Genomic DNA, 13,607 nt, shown 5'->3' with positions numbered 1-13,607 from the left:
CCCCAAGGCTCGGAGCGGACGCTCAGCGGGCCGCCTGTTCGGTTGCGGGGAAGCGGGCGGGCAGGTCGAGCCTGACCCGCGTTCCGGCCGGGCTGGAGGCGAGTTCGAGCCGCGCGCCGCAGCTTGCGGCGCGTTTTCGCATATTGCTGAGGCCGCGCGCCGCTTTCGGCGCGCTCGCCGCAGCCTCGCCATCGGGCGAGAGCGCAAAGCCGTGGCCGTCATCCTCGATGGTGATGCGGCCATGGCCCGGCCCCTCCGCCCCCGCAATGGTTTCGAGGCTGACCGTGATTCGCCTCGCGCCGGCATGCTTGACGGCATTGGTCACTGCCTCGTCGAGCAGGCGCAGGATCTGGATGACATGCCAGGGCCTGAGCTCCGGATGCACGGGCAGCCCCTCCGGCGTCAGCGCCCGCCAGTCCAGCGCCAGCCCGTGCGGGCGCAGCTGCGCCGCGATGCGCTCGCGCCAGGAGCCGAGCGCCAGCATCAGGTCGCCATCGATATCGTCCATCGCATCGATGACGAGGCGCAGGTCGCGCAGGGCGCCGCGCGCCGCCTCGCCGATCTGCGCGCCGTCGCGGCCGCTGCGCTCGCTGAGCGCGACGATGCTGACGAGCTGCCCGCCGAGCCCGTCATGCAGGTCGCGCATCAGCCGGGTCCGCTCGCTGGCGAGCGCGGCGGCCCGCGTGCGCTCCTCCTCGCGGGCAAAGCTCTCGCGCAGCTTGTCCTCGGCCTCGCGCACCAGGCCGACCAGCCGCGTGGCGAAGCTGTCGACCTCGTTCAGCGCCCGCGCGAAGCGCCAGGTCAGGCCGGCGCCGATGGCGACCAGCAGGGCCGAATAGGACAGGCGCGCGATGAAGATGCGCCGGTCCGACAGGATGTTGAGCACCGAGAGCATGTCATGGATCCAGCAGCTCATCACGACGGTGACGGCGCTGCCGAGGAAGAGGCTGACGATGTCGCGCCGTGAGATGGCCGTGCGGGCGATGACGATGGCGGTGGTGACCAGGCAGAAGCCGACGGTCGGCGGGCCGAGGAGAAGATAGGAGCGCCGCACCAGATGCGGGTTCCCGTAGAGGCCGATCGCGACGATGAGCAGGCCGGGAATGAAGATCGCAGCGGCATGGCGCGGCAGCTTCAGCCCGAGGAAAAGGAAGACGAAGACGAGGACGAAGGCGCTCTCCAGCGGGGCCGAGGCGATGAAGAGGGCGTTCAGCCCGGCATAGAGCGATTGCCCGACCGGAGGGGTGGAGACGAAGGCCTGGACGGTGCCGATCGCCATGGCGGCGGCGAGGATGCCATAGGCCGGCTCGTGCCGCCGCTTCAGCCACATGATGCCGAGGATGACGGCGAGGATCGCCTGCCAGGACGAGAACACCACGGACAGCGTCAGGAACAGCAGGGTCCGCCGGTTATAGGCCGGCCGCAGGTCGTCGTCGGGCCCGACATAGAGGCGGTCGAGGAAGCCGGTGAGCGGCTCCCAGACGAACAGCCGGACCGTCAGCAGATTGGCGCCGTCACGCAGTAGCGGCGCCGGGATGGCGGCGATCTGCGGCGTGTTGCGGTCGGGCCGGTTGGCTTCCGGATCGCGCCGGCTGTCGAGGATGACGGCGCCGTTGACCGCGACCTCGACGCCATTGGTAAAGCGCGGCAGGAAGACGGACCAGCTCTGGTCCGCCTCGCCCGCCGGCCGCTCGAAGCGCAGGTGATAGAGCGGCGGATCGTTCAGCGTGAAGCGGGAGGGGTAGTGATGCGGCAGGCCGACCACGCGCTCGCCGGTGGCGTCGACGAGCGCCGCCTCGGTCAGCCGGTAGCGCGCCGGCGGCTCAGGGGGCGACTGGCGCAGCAGCAAGGCGCAGATCACGACGATGACCGCCTGCATCAGCACATAGCCGCTGAGGCGGTAGATCCAGTCCCATGCCGTGGATGAGGCCTCGTCCGCCACCTCCGTCGTCACAGCTTGATCAGGCCCTGCTGGAGCGCCTCGAACACCGCTTCGCCGCGCGTATTGACCTCGAGCTTGCGGTAGATGCTCTTGATATGGCCGGGGACGGTCTGGCGCGACAGGCCGAGATGGGCCGCGATATCCGCATAGCTGAAGCCCTTGGCGATGCCCCAGAGGATATCGATCTCGCGCGGCGTCAGCCTGGTGGTGTTGAGCGCCGGCTGGGGCGAGCGGCCCGGCTGTGCTTGGGTCCGGCGCACGATGAAGCGCGCGATCGAGGCCGAGATCGGCGAGTGTCCGGCGACGAGGTCGCGCACCGTCGCGGCGATATCGGTCGGGAAGGCGTCCTTGAGGATATAGCCGGTGGCGCCGACCATGATCGCCGAGATCACGCTCTCCTCGTCGCCGAGGATCGAGATCACCATGATCTCGGTCTGCGGAAAGCGCTGCCGCGTCTCGCGGATGAGCTCGACCCCATGCCCGTCGGGCAACTGCAGGTCGGTCAGAAGGACCTGCGGGCCGGTCTCGCCCAGCGCGGCCCGCGCCTCGGCCAGGGTGGCGGCGGTCGTGACCGCGAATGTCGCGGGGGCGGCGAGCGCGTCATGCAGGCGCCAGCGCGTCGGCGCGTCGTCCTCGACGAGCAGGACCCGGATCGCGCTGGTGGGTTGTCCGTCGCTGACTGGCGCCATTCATGCGTCGCGTGGGTTGGGTCCTGCCGGAATCCGATCTTACGCAACGCGATGCGCCTGGCGACAGCCATGATCATGGGATGTCCCTAATGCATTTCCTTCACGCGAACCTGCGTCCACTTCGCTGGAAATGCTCCAGCTGTTCGTCAGCTTTCGCGCAGCGTCAGGTCGAGATTCTGGCCTTCTCCCGGCTTCGTCCCCCGAAGCGTCAGGACCATGTCGTTCTGCGTCCGGCTGATCGACAGCCGCGCGGGCGGACCGGGGCGCACGCTTTCCGCGGTTTCATTGAAGGAGAGCGACAGCGTCCGGCCCTGGCGCGAGCCGGCCAGCGCCGCGACGGTGCCGGTGCCTTCGCGGAATGTCCCCTCATAGCGCTGCCCGCCGGCCTCATGGCGAATCTCGATCCGCACGGTGGTGCTGAAGACGAGCGCGGTCGAGCAGGTGCCGTTCAGGACGACGCGCGAGCCCTCCTGATCGCCGCTGAACTTGCAGCTCAGGTTATGGCTCGATCCGCCGGCGCGCTGCAGGCGGCCGCTGCCGGTGAACTTGCCCTCGAACGAGCGCAGGAAGGACGCGTCGTTTCCGGGGGCGCTGTCCTGCGCCAGCACCGGCGTCGCCGCGGCGAAGGCCAGGCTGGTAGCGAGTAGCCATTTCATGGCGTGGTGCTGCATTGCTGGATTCCTCCTGCCGGCTAAACGCATCAGCCGCCAAAAGGATCGGGCGCCCCGGGCCGATTGTTGCGGCGGAACCATCCGGCATGCGCGCACGTTGCATCGGGTCGTATGGAGCGCGCAGATGGCACCTCGCACCTTCTGGAAAGGCTATCTGAAGCTGTCGCTCGTCACCTGCCCGGTCGCGATGGTGCCGGCGACGACCGATAACGAGAAGGTGCGCTTCCACACGCTGAACCGTAAGACCGGCAACCGCGTCCTCAGCCGCTATGTCGATGCCGTCAGCGGCAAGCCCGTCGACGAGGATGACGAGGTCAAGGGCTATCCGCGCGGCGAGGACGACTATGTCCTGCTCGAGGATGACGAGCTCGAAGCCGTCGGGCTCGAGAGCACCAGGACGATCGATATCGAGATGTTCGTCCCGTCCGACAGCATCGAATGGCTCTGGTACGACACGCCGCATTACCTCACCCCGGACGATCCGGTCGGCGAGGAGGCTTTCTGCGTCATCCGCGACGCGATGGCCGCGACCGGCACGGTCGGCATCTCGCGTCTCGTGATGTACCGGCGCGAGCGCGCCGTCATGCTGGAGCCGCGCGGCAAGGGCATCGTGCTCTGGACCCTGCGCTATGGCGACGAGCTGCGCGATGCCAAGGAGTATTTCGGCGGGATCGGCGAGGCCAAGCCCGATTCCAAGCTCATGGGCCTCGTCACCACGCTGATCGAGGAGCGCAGCAAGCCCTGGAGTCCGGAGATGGTGGACGATCCGGTACAGGAGCGCCTGCTCGCGATCATTGCCGCCAAGAAGAAGGGGCGCAAACGCCCGGCCAAGGCCAAGGCGCCCGCCGAGGAGCCGGCCGGCAACGTCATCAACATCATGGACGCCTTGCGCCGGAGCATCAGCGCCGAGGGCAAGCGGAAATCCTGAGCCTCAAAAATTGCTGCGATTATGCCGCGCTGCGCTTCCGGCGCGGCTTGGCCTCCTCCAGCGGCGCGGCGGCGGCGCGGAACCTGTCCCAGGGATCGGCGGAGAGCGAGGCCAGGCGCGTCGGCGTGTTCGCCACGGTGAAATAGGCCGGCCCGATGCCGGGGCTGAGCTCATCCCATGACAGCGGCATCGAGACCGCGGCGCCAGGCCTGGCGCGCGTCGAATAGGGCGCGACCGCGGTCGAGCCGCGCTGGTTGCGCAGATAGTCGATCAGGATCTTGCCGCGCCGCTTCGACTTGGTGATGGTCGAGACGAAGCGCTCCGGGCTGTCCGCCGCCATCGCATCGGCGATGCCCTTGGTGAAGGCCTTCACCGCCGGCCACTCCGCCTTCGGCTTCAGCGGCGCCACGACATGCAGGCCCTTGCCGCCGGAGGTCTTGACGAAGGGATCGAGCCCGGCCGCCTTCAGCCGCTCGCGGGTCTCGCGGGCCGCCTCGATCACCGCCTCCCAAGGGACGCCCTCGCCGGGATCGAGATCCATGATGATCAGGTCCGGCCGTTCCCAATCGGCGACGGTCGAGCCCCAGGGGTGGATTTCGAGCGCCGCCGACTGCACGAGGCCCAGCAGCCCATCGAGATCCTCGATGCTGATCAGCTGCTCCTGCTCGGCGGTCTTGGGGTCGTCGACGAGGACGATATTGGGGTTGAGCCCCTTCCAGGCGTTCTTCTGGAAGAAATGCTCGCCGGTGATGCCGCTCGGGCAGCGCAGCAGCGCCAGCGGCCGGCCGACGATATGCGGCGCGATATGCGTCCAGACCTCGGCATAGTAGTCGGCGAGCCCTTCCTTGGTCACACCCTCATTGGGCCAGTAGAGCCGGTCGGGATGGGTCAGCTTGACCTTGCGCGCCTGCGGCCTGGACTCCATTTTCCTGGTCCTTGCTGTCTCGCGAACGATCTCGGCGGCCGGCTTGTCCTCGCGCAGGCCGCGGAAGGAAGCGTGGCGCAGATGGCCGTCGGCCGTCCAGGCCCGGAACTCCACCTCCGCGACGAGCTCGGGCCGGACATAGCGCACCTGCCGGGCCTCGTCGGCCGTGAGCTTCTCGTCGAACGGGCTCGACGGCGTCCTCAGCCTTTCCAGGCGCTGGTAAAGCTCCTCCGCCATCGCCGCGCTGTAGCCGGTGCCGACGCGGCCGACATGGCGGAGCTTGCCGCGCTCATGCAGGCCGAGCACGAGCGAGCCGATCGCCCTGCGCGAGGTGGTCGAGGGCACATAGCCGGCGACGACGAATTCCTGCCTGTTCGAGCACTTCGCCTTGACCCAGCCCTTGCTCCGGCCGGAGCGATAGGGCGCGTCGCGCTGCTTCGACACGACGCCTTCGAGGCCGAGCCGGCAGGCATGCTGCAGCACGAGATCGCCGCCCTCGTCGAAATGGCTGCTATAGCGGATGAGGCCGGGCTCGCTGCCGACGACCCGTTCGAGCAGCTCCTTGCGCTCGCTCAGCGGCAGCGGGCGCAGGTCGTAGCCGTCGAGATAGAGCAGGTCGAAGACATAGAGCCGGAAGCGCTCGCTGCGCCCCTCGCTGAGATCGGCCTGCAGCGCCGAGAAATCGGAGGCGCCCGAGGCCGCCTCGACGACGAGCTCGCCATCGATCAGCGCCGTGCCGAGCGGCAGGTCCTTGAGCGCGCCGACGATCTCCTTGCCGAATTTCCTGGTCCAGTCGAGCCCGCTGCGGGTCAGGAGCTTGACCCGGCCGGCCTCGATGCGCGCCTGCAGGCGATAGCCGTCGAACTTGATCTCGTGCAGCCAGCGCTCACCCGTCGGCGCCGCCGAGGCCAGCGATGCGAGCGCGGGCTCGACGAAGGCGGGCAGGGCGGCTTTCTTCGCCCCCTTGATCGTCGCGGCGTCGGGCAGCTCGGCGGTCCGGCTGCTTGCCGCTGAGGGGGCTGCCTTGGCCTGCGCGCGCGTGCCGCTGCTCTTGCGGATCCGGCCGGTCTTGGACGACCAGCCCGGCTTTTCGCCAGCGACATCGGCGATCTCGCGCCCGGTGGCGACCGATTCCGGCCGCTCGTCGAGGATATCGGGGTCACTCTCCCCGCGCGCGGCCTCGTCCTCGCCCTTGATCAGCAGCCAGTTCTCGCGCTTCTCGCGCGGCTTGCCCGCCATCCGGACGAGATGCCAGTGTCCGCCCAGCTTCTCGCCATGCAGCTCGAATTCGAGATGGCCCTTGGCATAGCCCTTATGGGCGTCGTGAAGCGGGGTCCAGGTGCCGCGATCCCAGATGATCACGGTGCCGCCGCCATATTCGCCCTTCGGGATCGTACCCTCGAACCCGCCATAGTCGAGCGGGTGGTCCTCGACATGCACCGCCAGCCGCTTTTCGCCGGGAACCAGGCTCGGCCCCTTGGTGACCGCCCAGCTTTTCAGCACGCCGTCGAGCTCGAGCCGGAAATCATAGTGCAGCCGCGTCGCGTCATGTTTCTGGATGACGAAGCTGTTGCCCGTCTTGCGCGCCTTGCGGCCTTTCGGCTCGGGCGTCGCGGCAAAATCGCGCTTCTTGCGGTAGGTTTCGAGCGCCATCGCTCAGCTCGCCTTGCGCCGTGGCGCCGCCTGCTTGCGGGCGGCCGCGCCGGCCTTGGCGGAGGGCTTCTTGCCGGCCGCGCCCGCGCTCTGGCGCAGCGCCTCCATCAGGTCGACGACCTTCTCGCGCTTGGCCTGTTTCGGGATCGCGATCCTCCGGCCTTCCGCCTTGGCCTTCACCAGCTCGGCGAGGGCCGCCTCATAGCGGTCGTCGAATTCGGCAGGGTCGAACCGGCCCTTCTTCGTGTCGATGATATGCTTGGCGAGATCGAGCATCTCGCCCTTGATCTTCATCGCCGGGATTTCGTCGAACGCCTCGGCCGCCGGCCGGACCTCGTAGTCGAAATTCAGCGTGGTCGCGACGAGCCCGTTGTCATGGGCGCGGATCAGCAGGGTGCGCACCCGCCGGAACAGGACCGCCTGGGCGATCGCCGCGACATTCTTCTTACGCATGCCTTCGCGCATCAAGGCGAAGGCCTCCTCGGCATGCCTGTCCGAGGGCGCGAGGTAATAGGGCCGGTCGAAATAGACGTCGTCTATATCGCCGTAGCCGACGAAAGCGGAAACCGAGAGCGTCTTGTCGCTCTCCGGCACGGCCTCGGCGACCTCCTCCGGCTCGAGCACGACATAGTCGTCCTGGGCGATCTCGTAGCCCTTGACCTGCTCTTCCTTCTCGACCGGCTTGCCGGTCACCGCATCGACGAACTGGCGCTGCACGCGGTGGCCGGTGGCGCGGTTGATCGTATGGAAGGTGATGCGGTCGGAGGTCGAGGCTGCCGTGTAGAGTGCGACCGGACAGGTCAGTTCCGCGATCTTCAGAAAACCCTTCCAGTTTGCACGCGGCGCCATTGCACGACCCACCCGTCTTTACGCAACCGCCCGAACGAGCGCAGCGACCGCAGCGGCCCATAGCTGCGCGGACCCCGGGCTGCGCGGTCCCTCGGCCAGGACAACGAACGCGGCAGCAGGTCTCGTTGTTCCAGTGCTTTGAGCGCGCGCCGCGCTAAGTCACCAGCTCGCCGCGGAAGGCCCAGCGCGTCATGCGACGCTCGACCAGCGCGCAGGCGGCATACATCGCGATGCCCATGATCGCGATGGCGAAGAGCCCGGCGAAGGTCGTGGCGGAATCGTTGCGCGCCCCGGCCGAGAGCATCAGGAAGCCGATGCCGCGATTGCCGCCGACCGTCTCCGAGATCACCGAGCCGATGAAGGCGAGCGTCACCGCGACCTTCAGGCTGGCGAAGAGATAGGGCATCGCGCGGGGCACGCCGACCTTGGTCAGGATCTCCCACTGGCTGGCGCCGAGCGAGCGCATCACGTCGCGCATCTCGGGCTCGATCGTCGCCAGCCCCGTCGCGACATTCACGACGATCGGGAAGAAGCTGATCACGAAGGCGGTGATCACCGCCGGCAGCGCGCCGACGCCGAGCCAGATCATCAGGATCGGCACGAGTGCGACCTTCGGCACCGCGTTGAAGGCGATCAGCAGCGGATAGAGTCCCGAATAGATGAAGGGCGAGGCGCCGACCGCCAGGCCGAGCAGCAGGCCGAAGCCGATCGCCAGAACGAAGCCGATCGCGGTCGTGACGAAGGTCTCCATGCAGTATTTCAGCAGGATGTCCCAGCGCAGGACCATCACCTCGAAGACCCGCGTCGGCCGCGGCGCCAGGATCTCCGGCACCTGGAAGACGATGCAGGCGAGTTCCCACAGGATGAGGAGCGCCGCCATGGCGAGCCAGGGCATGGCGATGAGGAGCAGGCGGCGCTGCGTATCGGTCATTGTCCAGATCCTGCCGGAGGCCGCATCAGGCATGCTCCAGGTGGATGCGCTCGCGCAGCTCGTGGACGATGTCGACGAACCCGATCTCGAAGGTCGTCTCCAGCGTGCGCGGGCGCGGCAGGTCGATCTTGCGGATCTTGACGATCCGCCCGGGCCTCTTGCTCATCACATAGACGGTATCGGCGAGATAGACCGCCTCGCGCAGGTCATGCGTGACCAGGACCGCGGTGAAGCGCCGTTCCATCCAGAGCTTCTGCATCACCCCCCAGAGCTCCTCGCGCGTGAAGGCGTCGAGCGCGCCGAAGGGCTCGTCGAGCATCAGGATCTCGGGTTCGTGCACCAGCGCGCGGCACAGACTGGAGCGCTGCTGCATGCCGCCGGAGAGCTGCCAGGGAAACTTGTCGCCGAAGCCGCCGAGGCCGACCGAGGCGAGCAGCTTCTCGACCCGCTCGACATACTCGGCCTTGTTGGCGCGGAAGCGACGCTTATGCGGCTCCACCACCTCCAGAGGCAGCAGGATATTGTCGCGCGTCGTGCGCCAGGGCATCAGCGTCGGCGCCTGGAAGGCCATGCCGACGCCACGGATCGGGCCCTTCACCGGCTGGCCATGCACCCGGACCTCGCCGCCGCTCGGCGGCAGCAGCCCGGTGACGAGCTTCATCAAGGTCGACTTGCCGCAGCCGGATGGGCCGACGACGGCAATGAACTCGCCCTTGGCGATGGAGAGCGTCGCATCCTCGAGCGCGAGCATGCGGTTCGCGCCGCTGCCATAGGCGAGGCTGACCTGGCGCAGTTCGACGAGGGGAGAGGTGGCGTCCGGCATCGAGGGCGTCATTCTCGGGCTTGGCTTGCTCGGGCTTGGCTTGAGGCAGTCGGATCAGCGCGTCGCGCCATTGTTGCTTCTCCCACCCATCTCGGGCTTGCCCGAGATGGGCAGTCCCGAGTGCCAAAGTCGGCAGCAGCCGAGTTTGATGCGGGAGACGGTGGCCCGAAGGGCCGGATGAGGGGTCGCGCAGGCGGGAGGGGGCAGGTCGCGCCCGTCCCTCACGGCGCGACCATGCGCTCGGCCTTCGGCGGCAGGTACTTGCTGCTGAACACCTTGCCCGGCTCCGGCGCGGCCGGCAGGCCGAAGGCCTCGGCGACATCGACGACCGAGCGGGCGAAGCGCGCCGGGTCGACATCGCCCATGCCGTTCTCCTTCACGAAGGGCGTCAGCACATTCATCTTCAGGGACATGTCGAGGCGCTCGGCCTCCAGCTTCTCGTCGATCAGCGGGTCGCGCTTCTTGGTGGCGGCGATGCCGATCGCCGGGTTGGCAGCCACTTCCTTCCAGGCCTTGGCGGTGGCGCGCAGGAAGGCGGTGACGACCTGCGGCTTCTCGGCCAGCGCCGGCGAGACGATGATGCCGTTGCCGTACACGTCCATCTTGTAGTCGGAATAGTTGAAGGAGACGATGTCCTCCTGCTTCACGCCGCGCGCCTTGAGGTCGAGGACCGACGAGAAATAATGGCCGCTGATGAAGTCGACCGTGCCCTGCACCATCGATTGCTCGCGCAACTGCGGCGTCAGGTTGACGTGCTCGACGCTCTTGGCGTCGAGGCCGACCTTCTTGGCGAAGGCGGGGAACAGGCGGAACGAGGCGTCGAAGACCGGGGCGCCGAGCTTCTTGCCGGCGAGGTCGGCGGGCTTGGTGATGCCGGTCTTCTTCAGCGTATGCACGCCGAAGGGCGGGAAATCATAGGCCATGAAGACGCAGAGGATTTCCTTGCCGGCATTCTTGACGTTGTACTCGATCAGCGAGTTCACGTCGGCGAAGCCGATATCATAGGCGCCGGTCGCGACGCGCTGGACCGCGCCGGCCGAGCCCTGGCCGGGATCCATGGTCACGTCGAGCCCTTCGGCCTTGTAGTAGCCCTTCTCCAGCGCGACGAGGAAGGGCGAGGTCGGGCCCTGGAACACCCAGTCGAGCGTGAACTTGATCGGCGTCTGCGCCTGGGCGGCGAAGGGGGCGGCGAGCGCCATGGCGCCGCCGAGCACGATGGTCCTGAGCGCCGCGCGGCGGCCGGACGAGAACGCCCCGCATCCCACGCGCGCCAAACCCGACACGACCTGCTGCACGCTACCGATCATCTGAGCCAACCCCTGCTTTTATGTGCTGAATCGACGCTACTGACCGGCCGATAGGTGGTCAACCGAGCGAGGGAGCGCTCCTGCCCATTTTTTGGGCGAGCGTGATTTGCCTGAGGATAACGCAGGCTCCGCCGTCCGAAACGGCTCGCGCGGCCATGCGCAAGACCGCGCGACGGTGCGCCGTTAGAGCGGCCGGAGGCTGTGACGCGGCGGGCGCATCTCGCCGCGCTGCGTGCCGATCGCCATCTCGAAACTGTCGGCGATCCTGCGCGCCCGGACGATGAAGGCATCGGCGACATCGGGCGCGAAGAGCTCGCGCGCCGTCGCCTCGAACAGCGCGAGCCAGCGGTCGAAATGCGCGCCTTCGAGCGGCAGGATCAGGTGCGGGCGCATCGGCCGGCCGTCATAGCGCGAGGTCCGGAGCATGATGTTGCTCCAGAAATCGCTGATCTTGCCGATATGCTCGTCCCAATCGCTGACCGCCTTCTCGAAGATCGGGCCGATCAGCTCGTCCGCGCGGGCGCGCTCGTAGAAGGTGCGGATCAGCAGGCTGATCGCGGCATCGTCGACGGCGGGATGGGCGATGTTCGGATTGGTCAGCGGGTTTTCGCTCATGGGGCTCGTTTGGATCGGGGCGGGACGGAGCGCAGCCACCGGCCATGCTCCGTCAGGTCGCGGGCCTCAGGCGAAGAGCTTGCTGTGCTGGCGCGGCTGCGAGCGCAGATACTGGTTCGGCGCCTTGACGCTGGCGCCGAGCTGGGCAGCGGCATGCCAGGGCCAGCGCGGATCGTAGAGCATGCCGCGGGCGAGCGCGACGAGATCGGCATCGCCGGTGCCGATGATCGCCTCGGCCTGGTCCGCCTCGGTGATCAGCCCGACCGCGATTGTCGGCAGCCCGGTCGCCTGTTTCACGGCGCGCGCGAACGGCACCTGGTAGTTCGGGCCGAGCGGCACCTTCTGGTCCGGCGAGAGCCCTCCGCCCGAGACATGGATGAAGCAGGCCTCGCGCGTCTTCAATTCCTTGGCGAAGGCGATGGTCTGGTCGAGATCCCAGCCGCCCTCGGCCCAGTCAGAGCCCGAGACGCGGAAGCCGACCGGAATGCCGGCCGGCACGACCGCACGCACAGCATCGAAGATTTCGAGCGGCAGCCGCATCCGGTTTTCCAGCGAGCCGCCATATTGATCCTCGCGCTTGTTCGAGAGCGGCGACAGGAACTGGTGCAGCAGGTAGCCATGCGCGGCGTGAAGCTCAATCGCGTCGAGCCCGAGTCGGACCGCCCGCTTGGCGGATTCGGCGAAATCCTCGCACAGCTTGGCGATCTCGGCGGCGTCGAGCGCCAGCGGTGCACGCGGGTGGTTGCCGAAGGCCAGCGCGGACGGTGCCAGCGTCTGCCAGCCGCCCTGGTCGAGCCCGGCCTGGCCGCCGCCGTTCCAGGGCACATGGACCGAGGCCTTGCGGCCGGCATGGGCGAGCTGGATGCCGATCGGCATGTCCGAATACTTGCGCACCGCGGCGAGCACCTTGCCGAGCGCCTCCTCGGTCTCATCCGACCAGAGGCCGAGATCGAGCGGCGAGATCCGGCCTTCGGGCGAGACCGCGGTCGCCTCGATGAAGAGCAGCGCCGCGCCGGACAGCGCGAGATGGCCGAGATGGATCGTATGCCAGTCGGTCGCCTTGCCGTCCTCGGCCGAATATTGGCACATCGGCGCGATGACGATGCGGTTCTGCAGCTCGAGTCCACCGAGCTTGTAGGGGCTGAAGAGCTGGCTGGTCATGGTCCGCCTCGGTTTGATATCGCGCCGCACAATCGGCGGCTCTTATCTAGCGGTTGGCATGGATGCATGCCACGTACCGCGGCGCAGGGCGGCATCCGCATCAGCGCAAGATCCCTTCAGGGAGCCAGCCCCTGTCCGGCGATCAGCCAGACGGCGAAAGGAAAGCTCAGCGCCGCCAGCACGGTCGAAACCACGATCGCCGCCGCGATCGGCCGGCTGCCGGTGTCGAACCGTTCGGAAATGACGAAGACATTGGCGGCGATCGGCAAGGCCGCATAGAGCACGCCCGCCGTGACCCAGAACGCATCGAGCCGCAGCACCAGCGCCAGCACGGCCCAGGTGACGAGCGGATGCAGGACGAGCTTGCCGATCACCAGCGGCGCGATGGCGCGCAGCGGCATCTCGCCACCGCTCCATTGCCGCGCGGCGAGGCCCAGAGCGAACACGCCGACGGGCGCCGCCGCATTGCCGAGGAAGGCGAGGAAGCGGTCGATCGGCTCGGGGATCGCGACGCCGCTCAGCGACAGCGCGACGCCGCCCATGATCGACAGCATGAACGGATTGAGGATCGTGCCCTTGAGCAGCCGCACTGCGATGCTCGGGATCGTGCCGGTGCCGCGGCCGGCCTCGATCAGCCCGATCGCGAGCGGGATGATCAGGGCGGTATCGCAGATCAGGCCGATGGCGATCGGCGCCGCCGCGCGCTCGCCGAGAAAGGCCAGCATCAAGGGGATGCCGAGAAAGGCGAAATTGCCGCCGACGAGGCCCTGCGCGCGCGAGACGGCGTGTGCAAAAGGCAGCCCGCCCAGATGCCTGGATATGACGATGCCGGCGAGCATCACCGTGACGCCGATCGCAGCCAGCGCGACGAAGAAGGTCGTGTTCCAGAGTTCCGCGATCGGCTGGCGCGACATCACCCTGAGCACCATCGCGGGCGTCGCCACCATGAAGGCGAAGGTGTTGAGCACGCGGACCGCCTCCGGTCCGAAGAGCGAGCGGCCGGAAACCAGCGCGCCAAGCCCGATCACCGCGAAGAACGGCGTGCTGGTCGCAAGGAATTGGAGCATGAATCGCCGCTATCCGGCCCGGCGCCTGCCGCCAGGCGCGGCAGCT

12 protein-coding genes are annotated in these 13,607 nt (G+C 68.0%); 1 reads left to right on the top strand and 11 read right to left on the bottom strand.

Annotated features, from left to right (window positions below):
• Positions 1 to 22: 22 nt before the first annotated feature.
• The 3 genes from EV560_RS18730 to EV560_RS18720 all read right to left on the bottom strand — a co-directional run bounded on the left by EV560_RS18730 (position 23) and on the right by EV560_RS18720 (position 3,302).
• Positions 23 to 1,954 carry a sensor histidine kinase gene (locus EV560_RS18730; protein ID WP_248312130.1) on the bottom strand — a complete coding sequence of 644 codons (1,932 nt, stop codon included), beginning with the start codon at positions 1,952 to 1,954 and terminating at the stop codon, positions 23 to 25.
• Positions 1,951 to 2,631, bottom strand: a complete 681-nt coding sequence (locus tag EV560_RS18725; protein WP_131857328.1) for a response regulator transcription factor — start codon at positions 2,629 to 2,631, stop codon at positions 1,951 to 1,953. Before EV560_RS18725 ends, EV560_RS18730 begins: the two co-directional genes overlap by 4 nt.
• A 146-nt stretch (positions 2,632 to 2,777) precedes the next feature.
• Positions 2,778 to 3,302, bottom strand: a complete 525-nt coding sequence (locus EV560_RS18720; RefSeq protein WP_131857327.1) for a hypothetical protein — start codon at positions 3,300 to 3,302, stop codon at positions 2,778 to 2,780.
• Positions 3,303 to 3,426: 124 nt separating this feature from the next.
• Between EV560_RS18720 and ku (EV560_RS18715) the strand changes: the two genes are divergently transcribed.
• Positions 3,427 to 4,230: a non-homologous end joining protein Ku gene (gene ku / locus EV560_RS18715; RefSeq protein WP_131857326.1), complete on the top strand. Its 804-nt coding sequence runs from the start codon at positions 3,427 to 3,429 to the stop codon at positions 4,228 to 4,230.
• A gap of 19 nt (positions 4,231 to 4,249) precedes the next feature.
• Here the strand turns inward: ku (EV560_RS18715) and ligD are convergent, their stop codons facing one another.
• The 8 genes from ligD to EV560_RS18675 form a co-directional block, all read right to left on the bottom strand.
• Complete coding sequence (ligD, locus tag EV560_RS18710; RefSeq protein WP_131857325.1) at positions 4,250 to 6,808, bottom strand: DNA ligase D; 2,559 nt, start codon at positions 6,806 to 6,808, stop codon at positions 4,250 to 4,252.
• A gap of 3 nt (positions 6,809 to 6,811) precedes the next feature.
• A complete protein-coding gene (gene ku / locus EV560_RS18705; protein ID WP_131857324.1) occupies positions 6,812 to 7,657 on the bottom strand; it encodes a non-homologous end joining protein Ku in 846 nt (281 codons plus the stop codon).
• A gap of 154 nt (positions 7,658 to 7,811) precedes the next feature.
• Entirely contained in the window at positions 7,812 to 8,588 is a 777-nt protein-coding gene (locus EV560_RS18700; protein ID WP_131857323.1) for an ABC transporter permease, read from the bottom strand.
• A gap of 25 nt (positions 8,589 to 8,613) precedes the next feature.
• The gene (locus EV560_RS18695) at positions 8,614 to 9,411 is read right to left on the bottom strand and encodes an ABC transporter ATP-binding protein (RefSeq protein WP_131857322.1); all 798 of its coding nucleotides are present in this window, start codon (positions 9,409 to 9,411) and stop codon (positions 8,614 to 8,616) included.
• Positions 9,412 to 9,632: 221 nt separating this feature from the next.
• Positions 9,633 to 10,718, bottom strand: coding sequence for an ABC transporter substrate-binding protein (locus EV560_RS18690; protein WP_207908065.1), 1,086 nt, complete (start codon positions 10,716 to 10,718; stop codon positions 9,633 to 9,635).
• A 183-nt stretch (positions 10,719 to 10,901) separates the two neighbouring features.
• On the bottom strand, positions 10,902 to 11,333 hold the full coding sequence (locus tag EV560_RS18685; protein WP_131857321.1) for a group III truncated hemoglobin: 432 nt from the start codon (positions 11,331 to 11,333) through the stop codon (positions 10,902 to 10,904).
• A gap of 66 nt (positions 11,334 to 11,399) precedes the next feature.
• Complete coding sequence (locus tag EV560_RS18680; protein WP_131857320.1) at positions 11,400 to 12,494, bottom strand: NADH:flavin oxidoreductase/NADH oxidase; 1,095 nt, start codon at positions 12,492 to 12,494, stop codon at positions 11,400 to 11,402.
• 116 nt (positions 12,495 to 12,610) lie between these two features.
• On the bottom strand, positions 12,611 to 13,561 hold the full coding sequence (locus EV560_RS18675; RefSeq protein WP_131857319.1) for an AEC family transporter: 951 nt from the start codon (positions 13,559 to 13,561) through the stop codon (positions 12,611 to 12,613).
• Between the last annotated feature and the right edge of the window lie 46 nt (positions 13,562 to 13,607).

It is taken from the genome of Allobosea sp. BK604, from assembly GCF_004341515.1.
GTDB lineage: Bacteria > Pseudomonadota > Alphaproteobacteria > Rhizobiales > Beijerinckiaceae > Allobosea.
This window is presented reverse-complemented; position numbering and strand designations above follow the sequence as displayed.